Source organism: Mycobacterium gordonae, assembly GCF_017086405.1.
In the GTDB taxonomy this organism is placed as follows: Bacteria; Actinomycetota; Actinomycetes; order Mycobacteriales; family Mycobacteriaceae; genus Mycobacterium; species Mycobacterium gordonae_D.
The window spans coordinates 785,016-797,512 of sequence record NZ_CP070973.1 but is presented as its reverse complement, the minus strand read 5'-3'; the positions used below and the strand labels follow the sequence as shown (position 1 = coordinate 797,512).

The window sequence follows — 12,497 nt, the reverse complement described above, 5'->3', positions numbered from 1 at the left end:
GGTGCGTGGGGCTGACCGGTGCAGGTGAGGGGGTCGGCATGGCTCAGCCCTGCGAGGAAGCAGTGTCAGGCCGGCGCGGGAGTCGGCGGCGTTTCGGTGGCCGGAAATGTGTGACCAGATAGTCGATGTCGTCGTCGGTGACATGAAACGCCCGGACCCGTTGTGGTTCGGCGGTGCCGTCCACCATGACGTAGCCGACACCCGGTGTGGACTCGGGGATTTCGTCGCACACTGCCCCGGCATCGCGCGCCGCCTGCCCAAGAATCATCGTGGTTTGGTTCGATTCGGTCAGGCGCAGTCCCACGCGGACAGTGAAGTACTGGCGCAACGACACCACTTCTTTTGACGGGTCTTGCACGGCGCCTATCAGGGTGATCCCGACCGCACGACCTTGAGAGAGCAGCAGCCCGAGCAGCTGGTCGACTTCGGCGCGGATTTTGCGGTCGGTGCCATAGGCGGTCAAGGCGGCGAGTTCATCGATGATCACCACCGTCAACGGGTCCTCGACGCTCGGCGTGTGGGTGCGGGTGTGGCCACGCAACAGCTGGGTGCGGCCATCCATCAACTTGACCAGGCCTCGCAACAACTCCAAGGTCTGCTCGGTGCGGTCAGCGGCGAACGCGGTGAACAGCCCTGCGCCGCGGGCGAATTCCATCCCGCCCTTCGGGTCGATCACACAGAGTTGCACCAGGCCTGACCGCACAGCGGGGGCCAGTCCGGCGACCAGGGACTGCACCACGCTGCTTTTGCCCGACCCCGTTGAGCCGGCGACCAGAATGTGATGACCCTGGATCGGTAGCCGCCACGGCGTGCCGGTGTCGGTGACCCCGACCGTCACCGCCGCCAGCTGCACTCGTGTCGCGTCGGTGGGCCGGGGCAGCCGCACCGCAGCCGCGAGGGTGTCATCACGGTGCACGGTGACCGTGAGCTGGCCGGGCTGCAGGGACCGCACCGTCACGCGACCGCTTCCCCAGGCGTGGGCCAGGGCGTCGGCTTGCTTGCCCCAGTCGGTCGCGGTCTGCCCGGTCACCATGCCGATGTTCAGCGTGTCGGTGGCGGTGCCGATGCGCACCGACCGCAGCCGCGGGACCATGGTCCGCTCACCCAGCGTGGCGGTCAACCCGTGCAGGGTGCACACCTGCGCCCAGGCGTGCTTGTAGCGCCACCAGGTCAGGTAAGCCGTGCGGACCGGTAGCCACGATGCAGCGCCAAATCCGGCCGGGTCGACCAGCGCCAACGCGATGTAGATGAGGGCGTATACCCCGGCCACGATCAGCCCGCCGCCCCACCCGAACCAGGCGCCCGCCCATGCGATCATGATGATCGGCAAACTCAACACCGGGAACCGCACCGTCCACGATCCGAGCAGCACGGCGAGCTTGGCCAGCATTAGCAATATGTCTTCGACCAGCTGGTCGGCCGAACTCTGACCGCTGTTGCCGGACGGTTTCGAGTTGCCGGTGGCCATCACGCACCCGCCTTCACGGTCTCGCCGCGCGGCGCTGACGACGACTTACTCACGGGCGCAGGTGAATTCACGTCACCTTTGATGCCGGTCGCCCTGTAGACGTAGCCCACATAGGTGTATTCGCCCTGACCCATCCGCCGCGGTTCGGCGGTCAGGCCTTCCAGTTCGATCATGCGAATTCCGCTGCCCGCCAACAGCTCCGGCGTGGATGGCACTGGCTGTACCTCGGCCAGAAATGTCACCACGAAGCTCGCCCGTTTGGCTTTCGGCTCATCGGGGTCCGACACTGCGCCAGCCCACTGCCGCAGACCTGTCGCCGGATCAGCCTTCTGCACATTCGGACGCTCAAATTCCATGTCCGGGCCGATCGGACCCAGCAACATCAACCCTCTCGGGAACGCTTCTGTGTGTTGCATCGGGAACCGGTGCCCTTTTTGTATCGCCATGTCAGCTTTCTCCTGTCTGTGTGACTTGGACCACGACAACATATCAACTGATATTTTTGGTGGTCAACTGTTATGCATCGATAGGTCAGAAAAAATGTGAATCGCCCCATGAGGCACTGGAGCGATTGGTTTTCAACTGATCGCGGCTGATATTGTCGGGCATCTCAACTGCTATGGACGGATGGTCATGACCTCACCGACTACGCCCCGGCAGGCGATGCACCGCCAGATCGCCCAAGCCGTTCGTAACGACATCGAGGCCGGCATTCTCCGCGACGGTGAACGGCTGCCTTCCACACGCGAGCTCGCGTCGCAGTGGAACGTCAGCGTCTTCACGATCACTCAAGCGATGGACCTGCTTACTGCCGAAGGCCTGGTGCGCAGCAAGGACCGCTCGGCACGCGTCATCACCGCTCCCGACACTGCGGCAGCACCCAAAAGTCTGCAGCTGCCCACCCCGCAATTAGTCCTTGTCGGCGGCTACGCCGGCAGCGGAAAAACCGAATTCGGTCGCGTCCTAGCCCGCCAGACCGGATGGACAATCCTCGACAAGGACACCATCACCCGGCCGCTCGTCCAGCGTTGGCTCGAAGACCTTGGCGCTTCACTGGATGACCGCGAATCCCCCACCTACATGAACAAGATTCGTCCCCATGAGTACGAAGCACTCAACGCGGCAATCGAAGAGAACATCGAGTGCGGCAACTCCATTGTCTCCACTGCGCCCTACCTGCACGAGCTCACCGACAGGGCATGGATCGACCGCACCCAGGCCCGAGCCGACGACCTCAATGCCGACCTGTCCATCGTGTGGGTAACCTGCGCGGCCGACACCATGAACCTCTACCTACGACGCCGGGCCGCAGCACGTGACCGATGGAAACTCGCGAACTGGCCCACTTACCTGGCCAGCGTCGACACCACTTTCGCCCCGCCGGTGCCGCATACGCTGATCCAGAATGACCCCGACAGCCAACCCTTGCAGGTTCAGGCCCGCAGCTTCATCAAATCCATCCGAGCACAGGCCGGGCAGCAGTAAGGCATTTGCTCACCGCGCTCGTTCTCCACTGCCTCGGTAAACTGTGGGTCGGTATCTGATGGCGTTGGCTCGTTGAGATTGATTTGGCCTTGCGGGCGGTCGGGTCGACGCGGGTAGGTGGTTTTTGGGGGTCGGCGGGGTGCGCTGGCGAGGTGGGTTGGTGTACGGCAGTTGATCTGCTGAGGCTGTGGCCACATGGCCTGGTGGGTGTGGGCCGGGGTAGTGCGGTGTGTTTAGTGGAATCCGGCGAGGGTGATGTGCAGGGCTTGCTGCAGTTGGGTGCGCAGCGGTGGGTTGGTGGTGGTGTTGTTGAGCCAGTGTTGGAGCACGGTTTGTGCGGTGCTCAGGGCTGTGTGGATGAGCAGTGTGGGGCGGATGTCGGTGGTGGGGTCGGTGTTCATGCGGGTTGCGATCATGGTGGTGAGTTGGCGGGTTTGGTTGTCGCTGAGCAGTGTTGAGCTGTTGAGCAGGTGTGGTGCGCTCTGCAGGGCGTGTTTCCAGTGTGGGGAGTGCTGGCCGGCTGTTTCGCCGAGGTGGTCGACGAGGAGGTGGATGAGTGAGGTGGCTGCTGTTTCGGTGGGCGGACGGGTGTTGTAGGTGGTGATGATTTCGGCGATGGCATGTTGGATCGGGGCGGTCAGCAGGTGTTCTTTGTTGGGTGCGTGGCGGTAGTAGGTGCTGATGGAGATGCCGGCGGTGGCGGCGATGTCGTCGGTAGTGACTGCGGCGTAGCCGTGTTGGGCGAAGAGTTGGTGTGCGGTGGTTTGGATGTGGGTGAGTAGTTCGGTGCGGCGGCGGTCTCTGAGGGTGGGGGGTGTGGGGTTGGCGGTAGTCATGGTCGATTCCGGTGGGTGTGTCTAGGTTCGGGTTGGAGAGGGTTTGTGGCGCAGTGGGTTTCGTTGTGGCCACCAGCTGGTTTCGCGGAGCAGGGTGGCGATGGCAGGCACGGTGAGGGTGCGTACGACGAAGGTGTCCAAGAGGAGGCCGCAGCCGATGATGAGTCCGGTTTGGATCATGATGGCTATCGAGCCGATCATGAGGCCGAACATGCTGGCGGCGAAGATGAGTCCGGCGGAGGTGATGACGGAGCCGGTGTTGGCGATAGTGCGGAGCACGCCGACGCGGATGTTACGGGTGGATTCCTCGCGCAGTCGTGAGATGAGCAGCATGTTGTAGTCGGCGCCGACGGCGACCAGGATGATGAACGCCAGAAGTGGTACGGGCCAGGCGATTTCTTTGCCGAGGCCGTATTGAAATATCAGGGTGCCGATTCCTAGTGATGCCCCGTAGTTGAGGATGACGGTGCCCAGTAGGTAGAGCGGTGCGACCAGGGCGCGGAGCAAGACGATGAGGATGAGGCCGACGACGAGCAGGGTGGCGATGGCCATCAGGCGGAAGTCGGCGGAGAGCAGGCGTTGAATGTCTGAGTTGACGGCGGGAAATCCGGCGACGGCGATGGTGGTGTTGGCCAGTGAGGTGTTGGGGCGTGCTGCGTCAGCGACTTCGGTGAGTCGGTAGGCCAGGGTCATCGCGTCGCTGCTGTAGGGGTCGTAGCTGGACTCGATGGCGTAGCGGGCGGTTTTGCCGTCCGCGGATAGGAAGTGTTTGGCGACGTCGGCGAATTGTTGGTTGTCGAAGGCGTCGTTAGGGAGGTAGAAGCCGCTGGCGGTGTCGGATCCGGTTGCTGATCGTGCGGATTGTTGGAGTTGGGCGGCGATTTTTCCCATGCCGGAAAGCATTTCGAGGTTGCTGTCGACGAGGGTGTGGACGCCGGTGGCCAGCGAGTGAGCACCGGATGCGAGTTGGTGGACGCCGGTTTGGAGGCGTCCGATGTTGGCGGCGAGGTCGCCGGAGCCTGCGGCGCCCATGGCGGTGTCCAGGGTGGTGATGAGCCGGGTGACGTCGGCGAGGGTGCCGCCGCCGGTGTTGGTGGCCGGCTGGTAGAGGTCGGCGAGGGTGGTGAGGTGGTCGAAGAATCCGTTGTCGCGCAACGTGATGAGTAGTTGGGCTTGGTCGTGTAGTTGGGCGCATTCGGTGGCGGCGGCGCACGCGGGCCAGTTGCTGATCGCGGCGATGAGGGGCTCAAGGGTGGTGATGGCGGTTTGGGCTTGTTCGGCTTGGTGGCGTAGTGCGGGCCCGGCGGCAATGGCGTGATCGACGGCGGGTGCGGTGGCAGAAAGCTGTTGCAGCAGCGGCCGCAATCGCTGGGTTTGGATGCCCGCGGTTTGAGCTTGGCCTAAGAGCCCAGTCAGCGGGGTCAGCGCGGTGCCCAGGGTGGTGTCGAGTTGGGTGAGCCCGTCGGCGAGCTGGTCGGCGCCGTTGGTGAGTTGGCCCAGATCGCTACGGCGGGATTGGCCGTCGTTGACCGCGCCCGCGAGCCGGTCACCGATTTGGCCGTTCTGCCAAGACAGTTGGGCTTGTTCGAGCCGTTTACCGCCGGGGCGGGTGACTCCGGAGACTTTGGTGACACCGGGCAGTTGGGCGAGGCGGGAGGCCATTTCGTCAAGGTCGGCCAGTCCTCGGCTGGTGCGCATGTCGGTGGGTGACTGCACGACCAAGAACTCGTTGATCACGATGTCTTTGCGGAAGTGGCGATCCAGCAGTCGATACCCTTCGTTGCTGGCCGAGGTGGTCGTTTGGCCTTGGCGGTCGTCGTAGCTGATGCGCATGGTGGTCGCCACTGCGCACAGAGCTAGGACGAAGATCAGGCTGGCGGCCAGCAGGGGCACGGGGCGTCGTACGACGGCCACCGCGATCCGGTTCCAGTAACGGCGGGTGCGGTCGGTGTTGGGTTCACCGATCCCACGCCGGGCGGCCAGCGCGAGTACGGGGGGAAACAGAGTGACCGTGGCGGCGAACCCGATGATCACGGCGATGGCGCAGGCCGGGCCGAGTGCGGCGAAGACGCTCAGTTCGGCGAAGGTCATGGACAGAAATGCCAGCGCGACGGTGGCGGCCGAGGCTGCGATGACCCGCCCGATGGTGGCGGTGGCGTGGATGACCGCGGTCTGGGCGGGGACCTGTTGGCGGCGCTGTTCGTGGTAGCGGCTGATCAAGAACACTGAGTAGTCGGTGCCGGCGCCCAGCAGGATCACCGTCATGAACGCGACGGTGAACTGAGACACCGGCATGCCGGCTTCGCCGAGTCCGGAGAGCACCCCGCGCCCGACCGCGAGGCTGATACCGATCACCAGCAGCGGCAGCATCGCGGTGAACACCGACCGATAGATCAGCAGCAAGATCATGGCGATCAGCCCGGCGGTGGCCACCGAGATGAGGATCAGATCCTGTTCAGCGGAATCGATTTGATCGCTGAAGGTGGCGGGTGGGCCGGTGACGCGCACGGTGGTCGGTGAGTGCCCGAAAACCTCGGCGACGATGCCGCGTACCGCCCGCACCGATTCCGCGGTGCTGGGATCACCGAGGGTTCCGGCCACCCCCACCGGCACGTACCATGCCTTGCGGTCGGCGCTGAGAGCTTGCGCGGCGGTGACCGGGTCGGCCAGGAGGTCTTGGACCTGCCGGACGTGGCTGGTGTCGGCCCGTAACCGCTGGATCAACGTGTCATAGCGCTGCTTAACCTGCGGGGTCAGCCCGCTGGGATCCTCCATCGCCACGAAGATCGTGGTCTTGGAGCCTTGTTCACCGAACGCCGAGCCCATCCGGTCTACGGTCTGCAGCGACGGCGCCCCGGGCGGTATCAGATGCACCGACTGGTGCTTGACGACCGTTTCCAGTTGCGGAAAAAGGATCGCCAGCACCACCGCGGCGGCGATCCAGGACCCGATCACCAACGCTTTGTGCCGGATCGCGAAACCCGACAGCCGCGCTAGGCGCTCACTGTAGGTGTCGCGGCCCTGTGCCGCTTCCGCGGCGCCACGCTGCTCCTTGGGGCGACTCAACGTCGCCACGCCGGCATCGCCCCAGCCCTTGATTACCATCCCGGCCCCCCGGCGGCATAAAGAAACTGTCGGTATCGCAACAGTACTATCGGTATCTTTGTGCGGCATCCGGCAAAGCGCAATACGCCCGCCCGCCGGTCGCGGCCTGCCCCCAGCGGCCGCGACAGCTTCAGTCCAACATCTCCCGGCCCATCAGCTCGTCGTCGAGATAGGAACACGACCGCGGCGGATAGTGGCGGGGACGCACACGATCACCCGCGGTCGCAACCCGGGCGTGCCCGAGCTTGGCCAGATCATGGCGAACGTGGCGGACCTCCTCGAACAAGACGCCGGGCAGCAGCCGCTTGGCCGCCCGCGCCACCACCGCGCCGGTGCGCCCGACAGCCCGCGCCGGCCGCCGCGTCAGTGGCGTCGCCGCGGTCGGGTCCTGGATCTGGCGCCGGATGAGCTCCCGGCGTTGCTGGTGATTCACCATGGCCTTACCCCCTCGGTGTTGGCCTGCACGGCGATACAGGTACTAACGGTATCGCTCCGATACTAACAGTATCGTTTCGCTAAATGCCAGCCTTGCGTCCGCGGTATCGGCGTCGACGCCAGGCGGCGAGGATTACGGTGAACAGGTGGAGCCAGGCGCGGAGGAACGTGCTGTCGATATCGACGGCGACGAGGTGGATCCACGCCTGGCGCGGTCCCGGACCCGGCTGCTCGACGCCGCGGCCAAGCTGCTCAGCGCCGGCGGGGTCGAAGCGGTCACCATCGAGGCGGTCACCAAGGCCTCCAAAGTGGCCAGAACCACGCTCTACCGCCACTTCACTAGCTCCACCCACCTGCTGGCCGCCACTTTTGAGCGGCTCCTGCCCCAGGTCAGCCTGCCGCCGGCGCAAGGCTCGCTGCGCGAACAGCTCATCGAACTGCTCAGCCGGCAAGCGATCCTGTTTCAGGACGCACCCTTGCACGCCACCACGCTGGCCTGGGTCGCCCTCGGGCCGACACCGGAGCGCCCCGACGAGGTGCACGACCGCCACGCGCTACGCACACGCGTCGTCGCCCATTACCGACAGCCCTTCGCCGAGCTGCTGCAAAGCCCGGCCGCCGCCGCCGAACTCGACGACTTCGATGTCGACCTCGCCATGTGCCAGCTCGTCGGCCCGATCGCCTTCGCCCGCCTGACCGGCCTACGCGCCATCAACCGCGAGGACTGCGAACACATCGTTGACGACTTCCTGCACGCCCACGCCCGCACCCGATAAACCCCACCGGGCCCGGCCGGGTCCGACGTCGTCGGCAACCCGGGGATTCGCGCCGCACCGCCCACCGTTGTGGTACGAACGGTAGCGCAGGGATACTGCTCGTAGCGGGGGTTCGGTATGGGTGACTGTCGGGCCGATGGTGCATGGCCGCCGTCAAGAGCGGGCTGCTCGGGGCGGGCTCGCGCAACCGGTGCCGGGACGTCATGACCGCGGCGCAACCTGCCGGTGAGGCACCCCACGCGAGTGAGATCCTGGATGCGACCCTGCATGCAGCGACCTGCGGCGGTTATAGCGCGGTGCAGATGCGGGCGGTGGCTGATGTCGCCGGCATCGGTGTGGGGACGCTCTACCGGTATTTCCCGTCCAAACCGCACCTGCTGGTCGCGGTGTTGCGCCGCGAATTCGACCGACTGGCCGCCGAGTGCGCATGGCACCACAACGACACCACGCCTGCCCAGCGGGTCGCAGCCCTGACCTCACGACTGCACGTCGAATGGCAGCTCGACCCTAACCTGACCGAAGCCACCACGCGCGCCCTGGTGGTCGCCGACGCGACCGCCGCGCCCACCGTCACCCAGACCGCCGACATCCTGCAACAACTCTTCGCCCACGCATTGGGCGGCAGCACCGTCACCGAGCACCACCATGACCTCGCCGGACTCATCACTGATGTCTGGCTGGCCAACCTCACCGCCTTCAGTGGCCACCGACTCTCCGCAGCCCAAGCCCGAGAGCGGATCGACCGCGGCACGGAACTCCTACTGCGCCAGACCTCATCAATAATCTCCACGTCATAAACGGCCACAACCCCCGACCTAGCCACCCTCGAGGCTTATGCGGCGAATTTCGCCCCTCAAAGCAGCCAACGCAAAGCACACCCAAGTGCTGTCGAGCACAAGAAAGTGCGAGCAGCCGACGGCACAAAATAATTGGTTCCATATTGAAACTGCAGTTCAGGACGCTAAACAACTGAGCTTCGAATCGGCCCATCTACCATTAACCGAACAAACCGCACGCATTAACCGATTGTCTGCCGAATTTCGCTCTCAGAGATCAAGACGGCGGCGCTGGCGCGCCGCCCGCCGCACTCGCTGCGGCCTGCCGCTCCGCTTCGGCCGCGCGGCGCGGCGTCTTCATTAACTCCTGCCATCTCATACCTGCGGCCAAAGTTTCCGCCATCGCGCCGAGCATTCGTCGCCCACAACGGCGGTCCGCAGCACGCCTGCTGTTCTCCGGGTCCAATTGCCGCTGCTGCGCTTCGGCACCGATCAGCCGGAACGCCGCGCCCTCAACCCTCCTCCGATACGAACCGCCCCACCACCACTACGTGGCGGCGGGGTCCAAATTCGCGCGGTCGGCCTTCGTGGCGCGTCAGTGGGGACCGTCGTCCAGGCCGTTGCCGGCCACGACACCCGGCGCGATGAAGTCTGCGACCTGATCCTTCGCTGCGTCGATGTACTCGCTGATTCGCGCACTGGGCCACGCTTCCCCGCTAAGAGCAACGCGTCAGCTACCGGCAACCACCGCGTTCGACGGCGATCCTCCACTCAGGAACGTGCGTATCTGTTCTGCGGCCACGGCGTAGCAGAGGGCGTTCGTTCCTGGCACGGTCCGCGCCATGTGAGGGCTGATGATCGTGCCTGGGCAATCCCAGAGGCGATGGTCTTCCGGCAGCGGCTCAGGCTCAGTGACGTCGAGGGCCGCCCGCAGTCGCCCAGTCTGCAACTCCGCTACGAGTGCGTCGGTGTCAACGATCTTGCCGCGGGCGGCGTTGACGACCAGGGCGCCATCCGGGAGTGCACCGAGGAATGCCACGTCGACCATGCCCTGCGTCGAGTCGGTCAGCGGCGCGGTAATAACGACCGCATCGCACGTCGGCAGAATCTCGGGCACTGCTTCCGGGCTGAGCACGCCGGCGCGTTCCCGACTGGCAATAAGGACAGGTAGAGCGTCGAATGCCCGCAGTCGCTCGGCGACGGCCCCACCAATTGCACCCGCTCCGAGAATCAACACCCGGCTCCCAGCGAGAGTGTCGGCGGCAACGCGACGATGCGCCCACGTGTGCTCCCGCTTGAAATCCACGAGCGCCGGCCACTGACGGTAGAGGCACAGGATCGCTGACAGCACCCACTCAGAGACGGGTCCGGCATGTGCCCCGCGGGCGGTGGCCAGGATGACGTCAGGCGGCACGTCAGAAGCCCACTCGTCGGCCCCCGCGGACAGAAGCTGAACCATGCGGAGGCCGCGGAGTTCTTTCAACAGCGGGATCGGGCGATGGCTGCTGCGGTACGGCGGGATCAGGATCGCAGCGTCGCACTGCTCAGGTGAGAGTGGCCCGCTGGGGTCGTAGATGACGACCTCGAGTCCGTCGACGCGACCAAGCAGGTCAACGCCGACTCTGTCGTCGTCCTCGTGACTGACGAGCACTCGCATCGGAATGTTTCTCCTCAGTTGCCGGTCGAACGGACGGATGAGCGGCGAAGTCGCCAGACCGGGAACCATACTGCTACCGGATGCGGGTCATGCTCCTTCCGACCCACCCCAACGCCCCTCGCAAATCAGCACCTCGTTGTCACACCGATGTCACAACTGAGGCCCACAACCCCGGACTTGGGCGGACAGGACCAGACGATTCGCCCAGCTCGGCAGACCAGCGCAAACCTCGACAGAGCCGACCAGACGCCGCCGTTCGACTTCCCAAGCTGAATACGCGGGTTCGATTCCCGTCATCGGCTCCATGTTTGCCTAAATGCGCGCCGCCCATCGAGCTATTCGTCCGCCGCACGCGATGCCCGCGCAACCGCGTTTGCTTCCGGGGTAGAACGCTCTCAGCGAGGCGCCTACTGGGTTAGATACACCCCAGCCACCCACGCGACGGTGGCGAGCAGTGCAGCAGCCAACTCGACACCCATCGACAACGCGACACCTTTCACGGCGTGCTTCGTCGAGGTCCATGCCCTCCGCTGGTCTCCGCGAGCCGCCAACTCGGCCGCGTAGACACCCAGCACGAAGCCGATCACCAGGCCGATCACCGGGATTACGAAGAAACCAATGATGCCCACAATCGCGCCCGCTGCCAGACTCAGCGTGCGCACGTCGGCGGCCCGCATCCGCTTCGCGGGCCAGGTGTACTTGATCAATGTCGCCGCACCGAGCAGCGCGGCCACCACGCCGAGAGTCACCCACGCGGTGATGTTGTTCTCGACGACGGCCCACACCACGATCGCGACGAACACCAGCAGCGTGCCCGGCAGTAGCGGCGCCACGATGCCGATGATTCCGACGGCTATCGCGAGTGCTACGAGGACGATGCCGACAGCACTCATGTTCTCAACGTATCTTTAGTGGCCGCTGCCGGGATCATCACTACGGGCCCATGCCCCGCTGGAAACCGATCGTTGCCGGGGCGCGACATCTTTGCGTACAGGTGGTGCCGCTTTGGATCGAGGTGTGACGTCACCCGGTCAGGACGATGTGCTGACGGTGCTGACGTTGAACATTTGGGGCGATCATCTTTGGGAGGAACGCAAGCACGCGCTTGTCGACTGGTTCACCGAGATTCGTCCTGATGTGGTCGCGTTGCAGGAGGCGACTCGGTCACCGGAATTGTGTGAGGCGACGTGGCTGGCCGAGCAGACCGGGATGGACGCGGTGTACGCCGCCGCCTACGTCCGCTCCGACCGTAGCGAGTTCGGCAACGCGGTCCTGAGCCGCTGGCCGATCGTCGACTCGCGGTCGCTGCAGCTGACGCTGGCGGGAGCCTCGGATATCGAGCCTCGCGGCGCGCTGACCGCCGATGTCCGCCTTCGCAACCGTCTGGTGTCCGTCACCTCGACCCATTTGTCCTACCGGTTCGACGAGGATTGGGTGCGCGAGGCGCAGGTCCGTCAGCTCGTCGATTTCGTCGGGACAGGCTCGGGCGATTTCCCACCGATTGTCTGTGGTGATTTCAACGCCCGTCCGGAATCCAATGAGGTGCTATTCATCGGCGGCACGCACGCTTCCAACGGTCACAGTCTTCGCCTGTTCGACGCGTTCGCGTTGGCCCATCCTGGTGAGCTTGGCTTCACCTGGAACAACACCAACCCGCATACGGCGCTGGACCCGACACCGGATCAGCGCATCGACTACATCTTCGTGGGCGTGCGCACCGCCGACGGCGCGGGCGAGGTGCTCGACGCGGCTGTCTTATGCGACGCGCCGCGCCGCGGTGTCTGGCCCAGCGATCATTTCGGTGTCGTCGCGCAATTGACGTGCCCTGCCCTCGGAAAATGATCGAGCCCAACCATCTTGTCTCCGAGAGACCGCTGGAACTCCCTGGCTGAGTACGCGGGTCGGTTCCCGTCATCGGCTCCACATCGTGCGACGGCGATGCGCCGATGCGCCGGACCG

General features: G+C 65.0%; 11 protein-coding genes. 4 read left to right on the top strand and 7 right to left on the bottom strand.

All coding sequences use genetic code 11. The features are described 5' to 3' along the window. Nucleotides 1–43: 43 nt before the first annotated feature. Together JX552_RS03360 and JX552_RS03355 are read right to left on the bottom strand one after the other, a co-directional pair. The gene (locus tag JX552_RS03360; protein ID WP_036443982.1) at nt 44–1,468 is read right to left on the bottom strand and encodes an FtsK/SpoIIIE domain-containing protein; all 1,425 of its coding nucleotides are present in this window, start codon (nt 1,466–1,468) and stop codon (nt 44–46) included. Continuing rightward, nucleotides 1,468–1,914, bottom strand: coding sequence for a hypothetical protein (locus JX552_RS03355; protein WP_036444018.1), 447 nt, complete (start codon nt 1,912–1,914; stop codon nt 1,468–1,470). The genes JX552_RS03360 and JX552_RS03355 overlap by 1 nt, the downstream gene beginning before the upstream one ends. A 187-nt stretch (nt 1,915–2,101) precedes the next feature. Between JX552_RS03355 and JX552_RS03350 the strand changes: the two genes are divergently transcribed. After that, a complete protein-coding gene (locus JX552_RS03350) occupies nt 2,102–2,953 on the top strand; it encodes a P-loop nucleotide/nucleoside kinase family protein (protein ID WP_036444015.1) in 852 nt (283 codons plus the stop codon). Between the two features lie 233 nt (nt 2,954–3,186). Here the strand turns inward: JX552_RS03350 and JX552_RS03345 are convergent, their stop codons facing one another. The 3 genes from JX552_RS03345 to JX552_RS03335 form a co-directional block, all read right to left on the bottom strand. Then, nucleotides 3,187–3,789: a TetR/AcrR family transcriptional regulator gene (locus JX552_RS03345; protein ID WP_036443979.1), complete on the bottom strand. Its 603-nt coding sequence runs from the start codon at nt 3,787–3,789 to the stop codon at nt 3,187–3,189. A gap of 21 nt (nt 3,790–3,810) precedes the next feature. Next, nucleotides 3,811–6,894 carry an MMPL/RND family transporter gene (locus tag JX552_RS03340; RefSeq protein WP_036443976.1) on the bottom strand — a complete coding sequence of 1,028 codons (3,084 nt, stop codon included), beginning with the start codon at nt 6,892–6,894 and terminating at the stop codon, nt 3,811–3,813. A 130-nt stretch (nt 6,895–7,024) separates the two neighbouring features. Beyond that, entirely contained in the window at nt 7,025–7,330 is a 306-nt protein-coding gene (locus JX552_RS03335; RefSeq protein WP_036443973.1) for a hypothetical protein, read from the bottom strand. A gap of 145 nt (nt 7,331–7,475) precedes the next feature. Between JX552_RS03335 and JX552_RS03330 the strand changes: the two genes are divergently transcribed. Next, a complete protein-coding gene (locus JX552_RS03330) occupies nt 7,476–8,105 on the top strand; it encodes a TetR/AcrR family transcriptional regulator (RefSeq protein ID WP_051754198.1) in 630 nt (209 codons plus the stop codon). Nucleotides 8,106–8,248: 143 nt separating this feature from the next. After that, nucleotides 8,249–8,902 (top strand): TetR family transcriptional regulator, encoded by a 654-nt coding sequence (locus JX552_RS03325; RefSeq protein ID WP_230589182.1) that lies wholly within the window; start codon nt 8,249–8,251, stop codon nt 8,900–8,902. Nucleotides 8,903–9,611: 709 nt separating this feature from the next. On the opposite strand, the gene JX552_RS03320 is transcribed toward JX552_RS03325, so the two are convergent. Both JX552_RS03320 and JX552_RS03315 read right to left on the bottom strand, forming a co-directional pair. Next, nucleotides 9,612–10,538 (bottom strand): NAD(P)-dependent oxidoreductase, encoded by a 927-nt coding sequence (locus tag JX552_RS03320; protein ID WP_205876083.1) that lies wholly within the window; start codon nt 10,536–10,538, stop codon nt 9,612–9,614. 407 nt (nt 10,539–10,945) lie between these two features. After that, nucleotides 10,946–11,431: a DUF456 domain-containing protein gene (locus JX552_RS03315; protein ID WP_205876082.1), complete on the bottom strand. Its 486-nt coding sequence runs from the start codon at nt 11,429–11,431 to the stop codon at nt 10,946–10,948. A 124-nt stretch (nt 11,432–11,555) separates the two neighbouring features. Between JX552_RS03315 and JX552_RS03310 the strand changes: the two genes are divergently transcribed. Then, nucleotides 11,556–12,380 carry an endonuclease/exonuclease/phosphatase family protein gene (locus tag JX552_RS03310; protein WP_205876081.1) on the top strand — a complete coding sequence of 275 codons (825 nt, stop codon included), beginning with the start codon at nt 11,556–11,558 and terminating at the stop codon, nt 12,378–12,380. Nucleotides 12,381–12,497: the final 117 nt, after the last annotated feature.

What these genes read in the sequence shown, in the direction of transcription:
- JX552_RS03340 (WP_036443976.1), bottom strand. Translation starts at nt 6,894, where the DNA reads ATGGTAATCAAGGGCTGGGGCGATGCCGGCGTGGCGACGTTGAGTCGC.
- JX552_RS03350 (WP_036444015.1), top strand. Translation starts at nt 2,102, where the DNA reads ATGACCTCACCGACTACGCCCCGGCAGGCGATGCACCGCCAGATCGCC.
- JX552_RS03335 (WP_036443973.1), bottom strand. Translation starts at nt 7,330, where the DNA reads ATGGTGAATCACCAGCAACGCCGGGAGCTCATCCGGCGCCAGATCCAG.
- JX552_RS03325 (WP_230589182.1), top strand. Translation starts at nt 8,249, where the DNA reads ATGGCCGCCGTCAAGAGCGGGCTGCTCGGGGCGGGCTCGCGCAACCGG.
- JX552_RS03355 (WP_036444018.1), bottom strand. Translation starts at nt 1,914, where the DNA reads ATGGCGATACAAAAAGGGCACCGGTTCCCGATGCAACACACAGAAGCG.
- JX552_RS03360 (WP_036443982.1), bottom strand. Translation starts at nt 1,468, where the DNA reads ATGGCCACCGGCAACTCGAAACCGTCCGGCAACAGCGGTCAGAGTTCG.
- JX552_RS03315 (WP_205876082.1), bottom strand. Translation starts at nt 11,431, where the DNA reads ATGAGTGCTGTCGGCATCGTCCTCGTAGCACTCGCGATAGCCGTCGGA.
- JX552_RS03345 (WP_036443979.1), bottom strand. Translation starts at nt 3,789, where the DNA reads ATGACTACCGCCAACCCCACACCCCCCACCCTCAGAGACCGCCGCCGC.
- JX552_RS03320 (WP_205876083.1), bottom strand. Translation starts at nt 10,538, where the DNA reads ATGCGAGTGCTCGTCAGTCACGAGGACGACGACAGAGTCGGCGTTGAC.